Origin of the sequence: Knoellia subterranea KCTC 19937, assembly GCF_000768685.1 — a bacterium.
Classification (GTDB): Bacteria; Actinomycetota; Actinomycetes; order Actinomycetales; family Dermatophilaceae; genus Knoellia; species Knoellia subterranea.
Genome location: NZ_AVPK01000015.1, coordinates 1 through 14,103, shown reverse-complemented (window position 1 = coordinate 14,103; position 14,103 = coordinate 1). Strand labels below are relative to the sequence as shown.

Genomic DNA, 14,103 nt, shown 5'->3' with positions numbered 1-14,103 from the left:
CACCCGACCTACGCTGGTTCCATGTCCGCTGTGCCCACCGTCGCCGAACTCGCCTCATGCGCCCGGGTCGCCTCGCGCCGGCTCGCCCTGCTCAGCCGCGCCGACAAGGACGCTGCGCTGCGAGCCCTGGCCGACGCCCTCGACGGAGCCACTGCTGACATCGTCGCCGCCAACGCCGAGGATGTCGCCCGCGGTCGCGACAACGGGATGGCCGACGGGCTCGTCGACCGGCTCACGCTCACCGAGGACCGAGTGGCGGCGGTCGCCGAGGCCCTGCGCGACATCGCCGCCCTGCCCGACCCCGTCGGTGAGATCGTGCGCGGCTCGACGCTCGCCAACGGCCTCCAGATCCGGCAGGTCCGCGTTCCGATGGGCGTCGTCGGCATGATCTATGAGGCTCGCCCCAACGTCACCGTCGACGCGGCCGGCCTCGGACTGAAGTCCGGCAACGCCGTAATCCTCCGCGGTGGCTCCGCTGCCGAGTCGACCAACCGCACGCTCGTCGACGTCATGCGTGGCGCCCTCGAGTCCCAGGGCCTGCCAGTCGACGCCATGGCCCTGCTCGAGGGGGGGCGCGAGGTCGTCAAGGAACTGCTCACCGCCCGCGGCCAGGTCGACCTCATCATCCCGCGCGGGGGAGCGGGCCTCATCCAGACCGTCGTCACCGAGTCCACCGTGCCGGTCATCGAGACCGGAGTCGGCAACTGCCACGTCTACGTCGATGCTGCGGCCGACCTCGACAAGGCTCTGGCGATCGCCCTCAACTCCAAGACCCACCGGGTCGGAGTCTGCAACGCCGCCGAGAACCTCCTCGTGCACGAGGCCCTGGCCGACCAGTTCCTCCCCAGGGTCCTCGCGGCCCTCGACGGGGCCGGCGTCGTCCTGCACACGGATCCGGCGGCCGGAAGCGCGGCCGAACAGGCCGGCATACCCCATCAGTTGGCGACCGAGGAGGACTGGGACACCGAGTACCTCGCCCTCGAGATGGCCGTGGCCGTCGTTCCCGACCTCGACGCGGCGCTCGCGCACATCCAGGCGCACACGAGCGGCCACACCGAGGCCATCGTCACCGAGGATCGGGCTGCGGCGCGCAGGTTCACCACTGAGGTCGACGCCGCGGCGGTCATGGTCAACGCGTCGACCCGTTTCACCGACGGCGGAGAGTTCGGGTTCGGTGCCGAGATCGGCATCTCGACTCAGAAGCTCCACGCGCGTGGGCCCATGGCGCTGCCCGAACTCACGACGACGAAGTGGATCGTCGAGGGCGACGGCCAGATCCGCTGACCCGCCTGGAGCTAGAAGACGTCCTGGGCCGACAGCCACATCCCGAGCGCGATCAGCGCGCCGACGAGGACCCCGAGGGCTGCCAGGCCGCGACGAGTCACGGCGCAGTCTCCTCGGAGGAGAGTGAGTCGTGGGCGATGAAGTAGGTCGGCCGGCTCTGCATGGCGGAGTACATCCGGCCGACGTACTCGCCGAGGATCCCCAGCGCGAGCAACTGCACGGCGCCCACTGCAGCCACGATGACGACGGTCGAGGTCCAACCGGGCAGGGCGTGCCCCAGGAAGCGGGCGATGACGGCATACAGCAGGACGCCGAGCGCTGCGAGGCCGCCGAGCAGCCCCAGCCACGTCGCGAACCGCAGCGGAGCGAGCGAGAAGCCGGTCACCGAGTCGACCGACAGCCGGATCATCTTCGCCAACGGGTACTTGGTCGTGCCCGCCGCGCGCACCTCGCGCATGTAGCCGACCGTGGCCGACGGGAAGCCCAGGGCAGGGACGACGAACCGCAGGACCCGGTTGTGCTCGGGCAGGGTGTTGATCGCATCCACGGTGGCGCGGGACATGAGTCGGAAGTCGCCGGCGTCCTCGGGCGCATGGATGTTGCCCAGCCGCCGCATGGTCTTGTAGAAGAGCCGCGCAGTGCCCCGCTTGAAGGCCGTGTCGGTCGAGCGGTCATTGCGCACCCCGTAGACGACGTCCACCCCGTCCTCACGGGCCAGGCGCAACATCTCCGCGATGACTTCTGGCGGGTCCTGGAGGTCGGCGTCGAGGGTGACGATGTAGTCGCCCCGCGCGCGCGCCAGCCCTGCCGAGATCGCGGCCTGGTGTCCGGAGTTGGCGCGCAGGCGAACGATCCGCAGCTGTGGCCAGGTGCGCCGCTCGCGTTCGAGGATGACCGCGGTCGCGTCGCTGCTCCCGTCATCGACCGCCACGACCTCGTATGCCGTGTCGAGACCGTCCGCGATCGGCCGGAGCCGCTCGACGAGGAGGGGGAGGACGGCTTCTTCGTTGAACATCGGGATGACGATGCTCAACGTCGGGGCGGTGTGGTGCGCGGGCATGGGGTTCAGCGTAGGCGGGGCTCGGGGTGGCCTGTGCCGAGACGCACCGAAGGCCCCCGATGTATGAGATCGGGGGCCTTCAGCGCCGGGGCTAGCCCTTGTCTGAGCCGGTCGGTCCCGACGGTCACCCGTCGAGTGGGCCACGCGACAGTGGCGTCGTCCCGACAGGGCCGGGACGAACTTCGACTCTGGCCGTCGGCCGCGGTGTGCCCCGCGATGCCGCTCGCGGTGTGGGTTGCCCCCCCAACCGACCCGTGTGACGGGGCCGGTGGCACAGCCGTTCTCCTTCGACCCGACTTCTGCCCGTGCCCGAGGGCCAGAGCAGTTGTTCGTGAGGACCTGTTTAGCGCCCAAACCCCCTGTGGCGCAAGACGATCGGGCACTTTCTCGCTGAGTGGCAGCGCCCGCGAGTGTCGTCCACAGGAAGCGCTCCGACGCCACGCTCCCGTGCACAGCCCTGTGGACGACACCGGTGGACAACGGTGACGGTAGGCTGGCTCTCATGACGTCGCACGCCGCACGAGTCCTCGCCGAGGAAGCCGCCGCTCACGAGCTGCCGATGCCCGCTTGGGGCTTCGGCGTGATCGCCCTCGCGATCTTTGCCCTGTTGCTCGCCGTGACGTGGGCCTTCCGCGGCAACGCGCAGAAGCACACGCCCCACACGGAGCTCAACGACCACCACTCGACCGAGCTGGCGCACGCCCACGGCGGCACCATGCACGACCAGGGTCACCACTGAGCGCTGCACGCCGCCGTCTGGGCGTGATGGGCGGGACTTTCGATCCCATCCACCACGGCCACCTCGTCGCTGCCTCCGAGGTCCAGTCGCTCTTCGACCTCGACGAGGTCATCTTCGTGCCGACCGGCGAGCCCTGGCAGAAGGCCGACAAGGTCGTCAGTGAGCCGGAGCACCGCTACCTCATGACGGTCGTGGCGACGGCGTCCAACCCGCGTTTCCAGGTCAGCCGGGTCGACATCGACCGCGATGGCCCGACCTACACGATCGACACGTTGCGGGACCTGCGCGAGCAGCACCCCGACGACGAGCTCTTCTTCATCACCGGCGCCGACGCCCTGGCCCAGATCCTGTCGTGGAAGGACGTCGACGAGCTCTGGGACCTGGCGCACTTCATCGGGGTGACGCGTCCGGGCTACGAGCTCTCCGAGTCCGGTCTGCCCGAGGACCGTGTCACCCTCCAGGAGGTGCCGGCCATGGCGATCAGCTCGACCGATTGCCGTGAGCGCGTCGCCGACGGCGAGCCGGTCTGGTACCTCGTGCCCGACGGCGTCGTCCAGTACATCAACAAACATCATCTGTATGCCGGTGAGTCCGGTGCGTCGTCCGACGCACCTTCCGCATCGGCCGCAGACCAGGACGAGGAGTCCCGTGGCAGCCACTGACCGTTCCCTCGAGCTCGCGCGCGCCGCCGCCCATGCGGCCGCCGACAAGCTCGCCACCACCATCGTCGGCATCGACGTGAGCGAGCAGCTCGCCATCACCGACGTCTTCGTCATCGCGTCGGCCGAGTCCGAGCGCCAGGTCGGTGCCGTCGTGGACTCGATCGAGGACGCTCTCCGTGAGCTCGGCTCGAAGCCGGTGCGCCGCGAGGGCCAGCGCGACGGTCGCTGGGTCCTCATCGACTTCGGCGACATCGTCGTCCACGTCCAGCACGACGAGGAGCGCGAGTTCTACGAGCTCGAGCGCCTGTGGAAGGACTGCCCCGAGGTCGATCTCGGCGTCGTCGGCACCGAGCAGTCCGCTCGGTGACGCTGGGCGCCAACGCTCGCGTCATGGCCATGGACTCTCCTCGTCGACTCATCGTGCTGCGGCACGGCGAGACGAGCCACAACGCCGCCGGTGTGTGGCAGGGGCAGCTCGACTCGCCGTTGTCCGAACGCGGACTGGCACAGGCGGCTGCCGCGGCCGAGGCGCTCGCGCCCTTCGCGCCGGTCAGGGTCGTCGCCTCCGACCTGAGCCGGGCCGCCATCACCGGCGAGACGGTCGCCCGAGTGGACGACATCCCCTTCTCCACTGACGAGCGATTCCGCGAGATCCACGCCGGTGCGTGGCAGGGCCTCACCGGTGACGAGGTCCGGGCGGGCTACCCCGAGGACATGGACAAATTGCTGCGCGGCGAGGACTTCAGGCGCGGCGGTCACGGCGAGTCCGTCGCCGACGTTGCCGCGCGGTGCCGCGCGGGTGTCGACGCGTTGCTGGCGGACCTCGAACCGGGGGCGTGTGCTGTCATCGCGACGCACGGCGTGGCCGGTCGTGCCCTGGCCGCGGACCTCGTCGGCATCGACCAGCGCACGTCGTGGTTGGCGCTCGGCGGACTCGGCAACTGCCACTGGGCCGAGCTCGTCGAAGGGCGGGCTGGGTGGCGCATTCAGGCCTGGAACCAGGCGGCAGCACGGTCCTCGGCCCGCAGTGATGCGTTGGCCTGACCCCGATTTGGAACCCGGGCACTGGTCGTCGTAAAGTTACGCAGTCGCCTTCGGGGGACAGCCCACCGGGGCGACTCGGGGCATTGGCGCAGTTGGTAGCGCGCTTCCATGGCATGGAAGAGGTCAGGAGTTCGAATCTCCTATGCTCCACAGATCGACGAAGGGTCGGACTCATCGAGTCCGGCCCTTCGTCGTTTCCCATGACGTGCCCTGTATGCCGCGTGCCGCCGGACATGCAGTCCGCGCACCGTGCGCGTGACGCCCCGCTCAGGCACGCGAGCTGGCGCCCGGGGACCGACGCCAAAGCATGTCCGGCGGAACGGCTCAGGCGGGATCGGGATCGAGCAGACGAGTCCGGAAGAGGTCGAGCACCTGGTCGAGCGCCTCCCGCGTCGGCGTGCCCGGTTCGTCGACGAGATGCTCGGTCAGCGTCGAGTGCGGCGGCATGACCCCGGCCGGGTTCGCGTCCTCGGCATCGAGCTCGATGGCGACGAACCCGTCACCCAACACCCGCTTCAGGTGAGCAAAACGGGCTGCTGGCACGAGCCGGTCGCCGCGGAAGCGCAGGCCGAGTACCTTCAGCCCTGCCGCACATCGAGCTGCGACGACGGCGAGATCCTCGGGGGAGGTGTCGATGGCGCGCTGCTGCCACGGGGTCACCCCCAGGGGCAGGGCCGGCTGCGCCAGGACCGGCGCGAGCACCCGTTCGTCGGTGGCCATGGCGAGCGCGAAACCGCCGGTGAGGCACATCCCGACCGCACCGACGCCCGGGCCACCGCAGCGCTGGTGCTCGGCCGCCGCGAGATCGCGCAGCCACGGCACGACGGGTGACGTGCGGCCCGTGGCCAGCAGGGTGAACTCGCGACTGACGCACATGGTCACTCCGGCCCGAGCCATGGCACCAGCGGCACCGAGCAGCCCAGCCGAGTCCGGATTGGGGTCGTGCCCGACGCGACCGAAGAGCACCGGGATGATGACGGTGCACCCGAGGTCACGCACCTTCCGGGCGAAGTCGAGGACGCGCGGAGTCGTGCCGGGGATCTCGGCGATGACGATGACGGCCGGACCACTGCCGGAGCGGAGGATCTCGTGGGTCGTGCCCCGACGGGTGAAGGTCTCGCGGGCGAAGTCGGCAGCGGAGTCGTCGGTCACGTGTCGGAGCCTCGCACGCGTGAGGCTCCCGGCACTCCGCGTGTGAGGAACTTCTTCTGGGCACGGCGTCCCTGTTCGACGATCATCGGCGTCAGGCGCAACGCCACGCGTGGGAACGTGTCACCGAAGCGCACCTGCCACCCACGCCAGCGGGGGAGCGCGGTCACCGGACGCGGCCGGTCGAGAACGCGTGACACGGCGGCCACGACCTCCTCCGGCTGGAGCAGCTTCCCCGAGAACGACAGCGCCGACTGTGGATCGTCGAGCTTGTCGTGGAGCATCGGGGTCCAGATGCCATCGGGGCACACACACGAGATGTCGATGCCGTCCACGCCGGCGAGGCGCAGGTCGGCGAGCGTCGACAGGCTGAAGCCGATCGCGGCGTGCTTGGACGCGGCATACACCGCCTCTCCCGGCACGGCGGTGAGCCCGGCCAGGGAGACGATGTTGACGATGTGACCGGAGCCGCCGGCACCCACCGTGCGCATGGCCCCGATGGCCGCGAGCGTGCCGTTCATGGCTCCGAGGGCGTTGACCTCGACCATGAGTCGTCGCTGCTCCGCGGTTTGCTCCCAGGCCGGGCCGGTGAGCAGGACGCCGGCGTTGTTGACCCAGACGTCGATCCGTCCGTTCCGACTCATCGCCGCGTCCCGCGCCGCGAGGACCTGGGCCTCGTCCCGGACGTCGACGACGCGCCACCCGGCGGCCCCGATCTCGTCGGCGCTCTCCCGGGCGGTGGTCTCGTCGACGTCGGTGACGAGGACGGCATACCCGCGGTTCACGAGGAGGCGGGCGATCTCCTTGCCGAGGCCGCGGCCCGCGCCGGTGACGACAGCCGCACCCAGCGCGCTCATCGGCGACCCGACGTGATCGTGCCGTACGAGATGCCACCGTGGAGGAACGTCGGCACGACCGGCCAGAACCGCTTCCACGGCGCGAGTTCGGTCGAGGGCAGGATCTGCAGCCAGCGCGGGTCGCGCTTGCTCGGGTCGGCCATGATCTTCTCCTTGATCATGGAGTCGTACTGGTCGAGCGAGTCCTCCAGCGTGTTGGCGTTGGGGCAGATCTCCCGCCCGAACTGCTCGTGGTACTTGCGCACGCCCGGGATCTTCGACAGCTCGGGCTGCCAGTTGTCGAGCGAGATGCCGTTCTCGGACGAGACCCAGACACCGTCCGGCGTGTTGAGGACGAGCGAGTGGTTGCCGTCGGTGTGGCCCGGAGTCCAGAGCAGCGTCACTCCGGGTCCGAGCTCGAGGTCACCCTCGAACGTCACGAACTTGGCGGGATCGACCCCACCGAGACCGCCGTCGACATACCAGGCCCACTGCATGGGGTGGAGCGATTGCAGGGTCGCGAGCTCGCGGGAGTGGACGAGCAGCTTCGCGTCGCCGAAGAGCGGTGCGCGCGGCCCGGACTCACCCTCGATCGTGTCCGTGGAACCGAGGATCATCCGCGGGTCCTGGACGTGGAGGTGGTCGAAGGTGCAGAAGTCGATGTCCTGCGGCGTGAGGCCGAGCTGGGTCAGAACGTCGCCCGGCTCGTTGTAGTACCGCACGATGACCTTCTCGAGATGCTTGCCGGCGGGCAGCCTGTCCATCAGGGACTGCAGGTTGCGATAGAACGGCGCCTCCGCGGACCCGTCGGGCACGGTCGGCTCGAACACGAGGGTGCGAGGCGTGCCGTTCCAGTCGTCGTACTGGACGACGATCATCCGGTTGATCATCGCGATGAGCGGGGAGGTCGGCACCGAGACCGCGTCGTGGAAGGCGTACTTCACTGGGTAGGGCGCGGCCGCGATGTCGACGGACTTCACCGCGCGCACCACTCCCTGCGTGGCAAAACGCTTCTTGTATGCCGTGGCGGCCTCCCGGACCGCCTCCAGTCGTGCGCCGCGCGGCCACACGTCGTGGACTCCCTCGAACTCGGGAATGCTCCGGGCGCCGATGCTCGTGAGTGGGGTGCCTGCCTGGGCGGGTGCGTCAGTCATCGTTGACTCCTTGCCGAACGTGGTGCCGAAAGCCCCAGAGTGGGTGGCGGCGATCGCAAAAACTTGCCCCAGCACGACAACGTCGGCGAGAACGACGTCCTGCGCGTCAGGCCGTCACCCCGGTGTGGAGCGCCGCACCGCGCGTGGGCTCGCGCCCTCCCACCGGCGGACGGCTCGGGTCAGCGCCGACTGCTCCGCGAAGCCCACGAGCGCGGCGACCTGCGTCAGCGGCAGGTCAGTGGTCGTCAGGTAGCGATGTGCGGCATCGCGGCGCACGTCGTCGACGGCTCGCGCGAACGTCGTCCCCTCGTCGGCGAGCCGCCGCTGAAGCGTGCGGGGGTGCATCCGCAGGAGCCGCGCCACCCGGTCGAGGCTGGACGGAGCGCTCCCCAGGAGGTCGGCCACCGCCAGCCGCACCTGCGCCTCGGTCGTCATCCGTGGGTCGACCCGACTCGCGAGGTGGGCCAGAGCACGTTCACGAATGGCGGCGTTGGCGCCCTCGAACGTCTCGTCGAGCAACGCGCTCTGCGCCCGAAGGGCGGCGACTGGTCCGCCGAATCCCACCTCGGCGCCGAAGTATTCGCGGTAGCGCTCGACCGAGGACTGTGGCGGGTGCGAGAGCTCGACCGAACGCAGGCCGTAGCGGTCGCCGAGGATCGACGCGGCGATCCGGTGCATCAACGCGATACCGAGCTCGATCGCCTGCGGGGAGTACGTCGACTCGCGCAGGTCCTTGCGATAGGCGAGGGCGATGACCCCCCGTGCACCACGCGGGTCGGGTTCCACGGAGACACTCAGCGCAGGGGAGTGGATGAACATGAAGCGCGATGCGCAGGCGAGTGCCTCCCACACCGTCTCGGAGGCCTCGATCGCCACCGCGATCGGTCCGAGAATGGTGATGTCCTGCGAGGCCGCGAGCCGGAGTCCGAAGTCGGGGCAGGACAGCTCGCGGGCGGCAGCGTCCAGCATCCGGTCGTGGGAGGTGATCGGCACGAGCGCATCGTCCGACGTGAGAGCAGTCGGGTCGAGGCCGAAGCGACGGAGCAGCTCCCCGGGGTCCCCGCCGAGTCCGCGAACGAGCGGGCCAAAGCCCCGCAGGCTCGCGGCGCGGATCATCGGGCCGGCGGCGCGCGGCCCGGGGCTAGGCGTCACTCCAGACGCCGGAGCTGCCGCGCCGGTGGGAGTCGAGCAGGTGCGTGTCGACGATGCCGATCGCCTCCATCAGGGCGAACATCGTCGTCGGCCCGACGAACGTGAAGCCCTTGCGCTTGAGGCCCTTGGACAGCGCCAGCGACTCCGCGGAGGTCGTCGGGACGTCGGCGTAGCTCCTGGGCTTCGGTGTCGATTGCGGCTGGAACGACCAGACGTATGCCGCGAGGTCGCCCTCGGGGTCGTCGCGCAGTCCCAGCGTGGCCCGGGCGTTCTGGATCGTCGCGAGGACCTTGGCCCGGTTGCGGACGATGCCGGCGTCGGCCATGAGCCGTTCGATGTCGGCGTCGTCAAAGGACGCGACGGCGTCGGGGGAGAAGCCGGCAAAGGCCTCGCGGAAGGCGGGGCGCTTGCGCAGGATCGTCGCCCACGACAGCCCCGACTGGAACGCCTCCAGCGACAGCCGCTCGAACACCCCGACCTCGTCACGCACCGGCATGCCCCACTCGGTGTCGTAGTAGTCGCGGAGCATCGGGTCGACCGACGCCCACATGGGCCGGGCCAGTCCGTCGTCGCCGACGACGACCTCGCTCATGCCAGCTCGCCGCGGGCGGCGACGACGGCCTCGACGAACTCGTGCGGGTCCTCGACGGAGACGCCCAGGCGTCCACCGCGGTGGACGACGGTCGCCATGGGGCCGCCGACCCGGTAGGCCCACTTGCCACGGCCCTCCCAACGAACTCCCCAGCCGTAGCCGACGCCGTTGACGTGGTCGCCGGCGCCGACGTCGGTGACGTCGGCCATGCGGATCCGGCGGGCGGCGAGGGGATAGGTGACCCGGATGTCGCGGTCGGTGACGGTGACGATGACGGCCCCGCGGGCCACGACCCAGCCCACGCCGCCGAGGAGGACCAGGAGAGCGAGACCCAGAACGACGGACCACCCGCCGAGCGAGGCGACGAGCAATCCGCACACGACACCCACCACGGCCACGATCGCCCCGACGACGGCCAGGGGTTTGGTCGGGCGTGCCACGGAGCGGTAGCGCGGCGCTCCGAGGGCGGTCGGGTCGGACATCTCAGGCTTTCCTCAGGGTGATCAGCGGAATCTCGGGGGCGGCGCCGACGCGCACCGGTGGCCCCCACGTGCCGGCCCCGCGGCTCGTGATGACGGGCACCCCGTCGATCACGGCGTACCCCTCCACCATGGGCTGCTGCAGGGGCACGAGCAAGTTGAAGGGCCACACCTGTCCACCGTGCGTGTGACCGGACAGTTGCAGGTCCACCCCGCGGTTGGCCGAACGCGTGGCCACGAGCGGTTGATGGGCGACATGAAGCGTGAACGCGTCAGCGGTGCCGTCGAGTGCCCGGTCGATGTCGGGGGCGAATTCGCCCTCACCCTCGAGATCGTGGACACCCGCGACCCGAATCGTCGCGCCGTCGCGGCTGATGACCGTCGAGGTGTTCGCGAGCACCGTGATGCCGAGGCGCTCCCACTCGGCGAGCCACTCGGCGGTCGTGCCGGTGTACATCTCGTGGTTGCCCGTCACCGCGAAGACGCCGAGCGGCGCCTCGAGGTCGGCGAGCGGCGCGATCTCGGCACGGTGCCGCTCGAACGGTGCATCGACGACGTCACCGGACAGCAGGATCAGGTCCGGATGAGCCGCGCTGACGCGGTCGACGACGGTTCGCGCGAAGTCGGCACCGTGCACCACGCCCGCATGCAGGTCCGTGACGAGGGCGACCGTGGTCCCGTCGAAGGCGTCCGGGAGGGCAGCGGACGTGTGAGTCGCGCGGGTGATCGTCGGGTCACCTGCCGCCACGACGCCGTATGCCGTCGCGCCCAGTGCAGTGGCGACCGTCAGTCCCGCGGCCGCCCGGTTCCACCGCCGCAGCACCGGTGTCCGCTTCTCCCTGTCGGTGGCGAGTCGCACGACGAGCGCGACGAGTTGGGTCAGCGCGGCACCGAGGAGGAGATACCAGAACACGGCCAGCCAGGTCATGCCGATCCAGGCCACCGGCCGGGTGTCGTCGGCCGTGCCCCAGCGCAGACCGCCGGCGAGGGCGACCACGGCGAGACCGGTGAGGGCCACGAGAGCGGCACTCACGGCATACCTCCACGGCGTCTGCCAACCGGGCGCCACGACGAGGCGCCGGTGCAGCCAGAAGGTGAGCAGGCCGACGAGCGCAAGGGGGACGAGGACGAAGAGGGGCACGCGAGTCCTGGTGCTCGAGGGGCGGTCGTGAGGGAGCACTCATGCTCGCACGGTGCACGGACACCCCGACGCGTGGTCTCATGGGGGCTCGCGCCTGCCAACCCCGGAGTAGTCAATGAAGAGCCTCCACGTCGACGTCCTCGTCGTCGGTGCCGGTCTGTCGGGTGTGGGGGCCGCGTGCCGTCTGACCCAGCTCAGCCCCGACCGGTCGTTCGCCGTCCTCGAGTCGCGGGAGGCGGGCGGCGGGACGTGGGACCTGTTCCGCTATCCCGGCGTCCGCACCGACTCCGACGTCCACACCTTCGGGTACCCGTTCCGGCCGTGGACCGGGACTGAGACCCTGGCCTCGGGCGAGAGCATCCGCACCTACATCCGTGAGACCGCGACCGAGTTCGGCATCGACGAGCACATCCACTACGGGCAGCGGGTCATCTCGGCCGCGTTCTCGTGGGAGACGGGCCGGTGGTCGGTTCGCGCCGAGACGGTGGACGGGCTCATCGAGCACACGGCGACGTTCCTCTACGTCTGCACGGGCTACTACTCCTACGACACGGGGCACGTCGTCGACTTCCCCGGGCGTGCGGAGTTCGACGGGCCGATCATCCACCCGCAGTTCTGGCCCGAGGCGTTCGATCCGGCCGGGAAGCGGATCGTCGTCATCGGTTCCGGCGCAACCGCCGTCACCCTCGTTCCGGCGCTCGCGGAGCGGGGAGCGGCGCACGTGACGATGCTCCAACGAAGCCCCGGTTATGTGTTGCCCATCCCGGGGCGTGATCCCGTCGGGCGAGGGGTGGGATCGGTGCTGCGCGGCGGTGCGGGCGAACGTCTCGGTCAGCGCCTCGTGCGGGCCAAGAACCTGCTCCAGAACGTCGGCGTCTACGAGCTGAGCCGACGTTTCCCGCGCGCGACCCGGCGCGGGATTGCGGCTCTGAACCGGCGCTTCGTGGGTGAGGAGGCGGTGCGCGAGCACTTCACCCCTCGCTACGAACCGTGGGACCAGCGCATGTGCTTCGTCCCCGACGCCGACTTCCTCAAGGTCGTGGGCGACGGGCGGGCGAGCGTCGTGACCGACACGGTGGACCGGTTCACGGCGACCGGCATCCGGGTCGCGGGTGGTGAGGAGCTCGAGGCCGACGCCATCGTCACCGCCACGGGCCTGCGCATCGAGATCGCCGGCGGCATCACCTTCACCCATGGCGGCCAGGTCCTCGATCCGAGTGCCGCGTTTTTCTACAAGGGCGCGATGTTCGGCGGTGCACCCAACCTCGCGGTCTGCCTCGGCTACACCAACAACTCGTGGACGCTGCGAGCCGACCTCACGTCCCGGTTCGTCTGCGCGGTGCTCAACGAGTTGCGCGATCGTGGCGCGGCGACGGCGACGCCACGGCTCGACCCGGATCTCGAGGAGGGGGAGCGGCCCTTCGAACTCACCTCCACCTATCTCGAGCGCTCACGGCACCTCTTCCCTCGGCAGGGCACGGTCGCACCGTGGACCGTGCGCCAGAACTACTTCCACGACCGCCGGCTCATGTCGAGCAGGCGGGTCGACGACGGGGTCCTCGAGTTCGCGCCGCTGAGGCCGAGGGGCGTGGACCCGAAGCCGCTCGCGGCTGCCGCTGACAGGGGTGCTTCCTAGACTGGGTGGCATGAGCCTCACCATCGGTGCCCACGTCGACCAGACCGACCCACTTGCCGAGGCCGCCGCGCGCGGCACGACGCTCGTGCAGTTCTTCCTCGGCGACCCACAGGGATACAAGGGACCGGAGATTGCGTATGCCGGTGGGGCGGCTGCGCTGCGCGCCGACGCCGAGGCGGCGGGCGTGGACCTCTACGTCCATGCGCCCTACATCATCAACGTCGCGACGACGAACAACCGCATTCGCATCCCGTCCCGCAAACTCCTCCAGCAGCACGTCGATGCCGCCGCCGAGATCGGGGCCAAGGGCCTGATCGTCCACGGAGGTCACGTCAACAAGACCGATGATCCGGAGGTCGGCTTCGACAACTGGCGCAAGGCGATCGAGGCGACCGACCTCAAGCTGCCGCTCCTCCTCGAGAACACCGCCGGGGGCGACAACGCCATGGCCCGCTACCTCGAGCGCATCGCCAAGGTCTGGGACGCCATCGGCTCGGCCTCCCAGGCCGATCAGGTCGGGTTCTGCCTCGACACCTGCCACGCGCACGCCGGCGGCAACAAGCTCGAGACCGTCGTCGACGACATCCTCGCCATCACCGGACGCATCGACCTCGTCCACTGCAACGACAGTCGGGATGCCTTCGACTCCGGGGCGGACCGGCACGCCAACTTCGGCGCCGGCCAGATCGACGCCGACCTGCTCGCCGGTGTCGTGCGGTCCGCTGGGGCACCGGTCGTGTGCGAGACGCCGGGTGGGGCCGACGAGCACAAGGCCGATTTCGCCTGGTTGCGGGAGCGGCTCTGACGTCTGGGCTGGCGGCTGTGCGGCAGGTTTGTGGCGAATGTGCCTGTGGCACAACCGAATTCGGTATGCCGGGTGCCCACCAACCGTCGCCGGCGCACCTCGATTTGTGTTCTGGCGAGAACGTCCTCTACTGTTCTCGATGTCAGCCCGCAAGGGAGGAACGGACACCACGGTGCAGGGCTTGAGGCCCAGCGCGAAGTAGGCCGGTCCCGCGGTTGATGCACCAGTTCGAGGCGCCCGACAGGGTGGTTCGAGAGCCGCCGAAAGGCTGGTAAGGTGGGAAACACCCCGCGAAGATCCAAGCGCGATCAGATCCGGTCGATCACTACGGTGACACGGATTTGACGCCCAAGTGTGGCCGCGGGTAAGT

General features: G+C 69.9%; 15 protein-coding genes and 1 tRNA gene. 8 read left to right on the top strand and 8 right to left on the bottom strand.

Annotation, left to right across the window (positions count from 1 at the left end; translation table 11 throughout):
* Positions 1-21: 21 nt before the first annotated feature.
* Positions 22-1,284: a glutamate-5-semialdehyde dehydrogenase gene (locus tag N803_RS16365; protein ID WP_035907367.1), complete on the top strand. Its 1,263-nt coding sequence runs from the start codon at positions 22-24 to the stop codon at positions 1,282-1,284.
* A 97-nt stretch (positions 1,285-1,381) separates the two neighbouring features.
* On the opposite strand, the gene N803_RS16360 is transcribed toward N803_RS16365, so the two are convergent.
* Positions 1,382-2,344 carry a glycosyltransferase family 2 protein gene (locus tag N803_RS16360; protein WP_035907312.1) on the bottom strand — a complete coding sequence of 321 codons (963 nt, stop codon included), beginning with the start codon at positions 2,342-2,344 and terminating at the stop codon, positions 1,382-1,384.
* A gap of 502 nt (positions 2,345-2,846) precedes the next feature.
* On the opposite strand from N803_RS16360, the gene N803_RS16355 reads away from it, so the two are divergent.
* The 5 genes from N803_RS16355 (at position 2,847) to N803_RS16335 (ending at position 4,939) form a co-directional block, all read left to right on the top strand.
* Positions 2,847-3,083, top strand: coding sequence for a hypothetical protein (locus tag N803_RS16355; RefSeq protein WP_035907365.1), 237 nt, complete (start codon positions 2,847-2,849; stop codon positions 3,081-3,083).
* Positions 3,080-3,745 carry a nicotinate-nucleotide adenylyltransferase gene (gene nadD / locus N803_RS16350; protein ID WP_156969838.1) on the top strand — a complete coding sequence of 222 codons (666 nt, stop codon included), beginning with the start codon at positions 3,080-3,082 and terminating at the stop codon, positions 3,743-3,745. Before N803_RS16355 ends, nadD begins: the two co-directional genes overlap by 4 nt.
* Positions 3,732-4,112: a ribosome silencing factor gene (rsfS, locus tag N803_RS16345; RefSeq protein WP_035907308.1), complete on the top strand. Its 381-nt coding sequence runs from the start codon at positions 3,732-3,734 to the stop codon at positions 4,110-4,112. Before nadD ends, rsfS begins: the two co-directional genes overlap by 14 nt.
* A gap of 23 nt (positions 4,113-4,135) precedes the next feature.
* Positions 4,136-4,789 carry a histidine phosphatase family protein gene (locus N803_RS16340; RefSeq protein WP_035907363.1) on the top strand — a complete coding sequence of 218 codons (654 nt, stop codon included), beginning with the start codon at positions 4,136-4,138 and terminating at the stop codon, positions 4,787-4,789.
* A 77-nt stretch (positions 4,790-4,866) separates the two neighbouring features.
* Positions 4,867-4,939 (top strand) — tRNA-Ala (locus N803_RS16335).
* 174 nt (positions 4,940-5,113) lie between these two features.
* On the opposite strand, the gene N803_RS16330 is transcribed toward N803_RS16335, so the two are convergent.
* The 7 genes from N803_RS16330 to N803_RS16300 form a co-directional block, all read right to left on the bottom strand.
* On the bottom strand, positions 5,114-5,941 hold the full coding sequence (locus N803_RS16330) for a dienelactone hydrolase family protein (RefSeq protein WP_035907305.1): 828 nt from the start codon (positions 5,939-5,941) through the stop codon (positions 5,114-5,116).
* Complete coding sequence (locus N803_RS16325; protein WP_035907302.1) at positions 5,938-6,795, bottom strand: SDR family NAD(P)-dependent oxidoreductase; 858 nt, start codon at positions 6,793-6,795, stop codon at positions 5,938-5,940. The genes N803_RS16330 and N803_RS16325 overlap by 4 nt, the downstream gene beginning before the upstream one ends.
* The gene (locus tag N803_RS16320) at positions 6,792-7,928 is read right to left on the bottom strand and encodes an MBL fold metallo-hydrolase (RefSeq protein ID WP_035907299.1); all 1,137 of its coding nucleotides are present in this window, start codon (positions 7,926-7,928) and stop codon (positions 6,792-6,794) included. The genes N803_RS16325 and N803_RS16320 overlap by 4 nt, the downstream gene beginning before the upstream one ends.
* 114 nt (positions 7,929-8,042) lie before the next feature.
* The gene (locus tag N803_RS16315; protein WP_245617345.1) at positions 8,043-9,080 is read right to left on the bottom strand and encodes an AraC family transcriptional regulator; all 1,038 of its coding nucleotides are present in this window, start codon (positions 9,078-9,080) and stop codon (positions 8,043-8,045) included.
* Positions 9,070-9,672: a DNA-3-methyladenine glycosylase I gene (locus N803_RS16310; protein WP_035907294.1), complete on the bottom strand. Its 603-nt coding sequence runs from the start codon at positions 9,670-9,672 to the stop codon at positions 9,070-9,072. Before N803_RS16310 ends, N803_RS16315 begins: the two co-directional genes overlap by 11 nt.
* Positions 9,669-10,154: a hypothetical protein gene (locus N803_RS16305; protein WP_035907291.1), complete on the bottom strand. Its 486-nt coding sequence runs from the start codon at positions 10,152-10,154 to the stop codon at positions 9,669-9,671. Before N803_RS16305 ends, N803_RS16310 begins: the two co-directional genes overlap by 4 nt.
* Before the next feature lies 1 nt (position 10,155).
* Positions 10,156-11,292 carry a metallophosphoesterase gene (locus N803_RS16300; RefSeq protein WP_035907290.1) on the bottom strand — a complete coding sequence of 379 codons (1,137 nt, stop codon included), beginning with the start codon at positions 11,290-11,292 and terminating at the stop codon, positions 10,156-10,158.
* Positions 11,293-11,407: 115 nt separating this feature from the next.
* On the opposite strand from N803_RS16300, the gene N803_RS16295 reads away from it, so the two are divergent.
* Together N803_RS16295 and N803_RS16290 are read left to right on the top strand one after the other, a co-directional pair.
* Positions 11,408-12,928 (top strand): flavin-containing monooxygenase, encoded by a 1,521-nt coding sequence (locus tag N803_RS16295; RefSeq protein ID WP_052112401.1) that lies wholly within the window; start codon positions 11,408-11,410, stop codon positions 12,926-12,928.
* 10 nt (positions 12,929-12,938) lie between these two features.
* Positions 12,939-13,733, top strand: a complete 795-nt coding sequence (locus tag N803_RS16290) for a deoxyribonuclease IV (protein WP_035907289.1) — start codon at positions 12,939-12,941, stop codon at positions 13,731-13,733.
* Positions 13,734-14,103 lie beyond the last annotated feature (370 nt).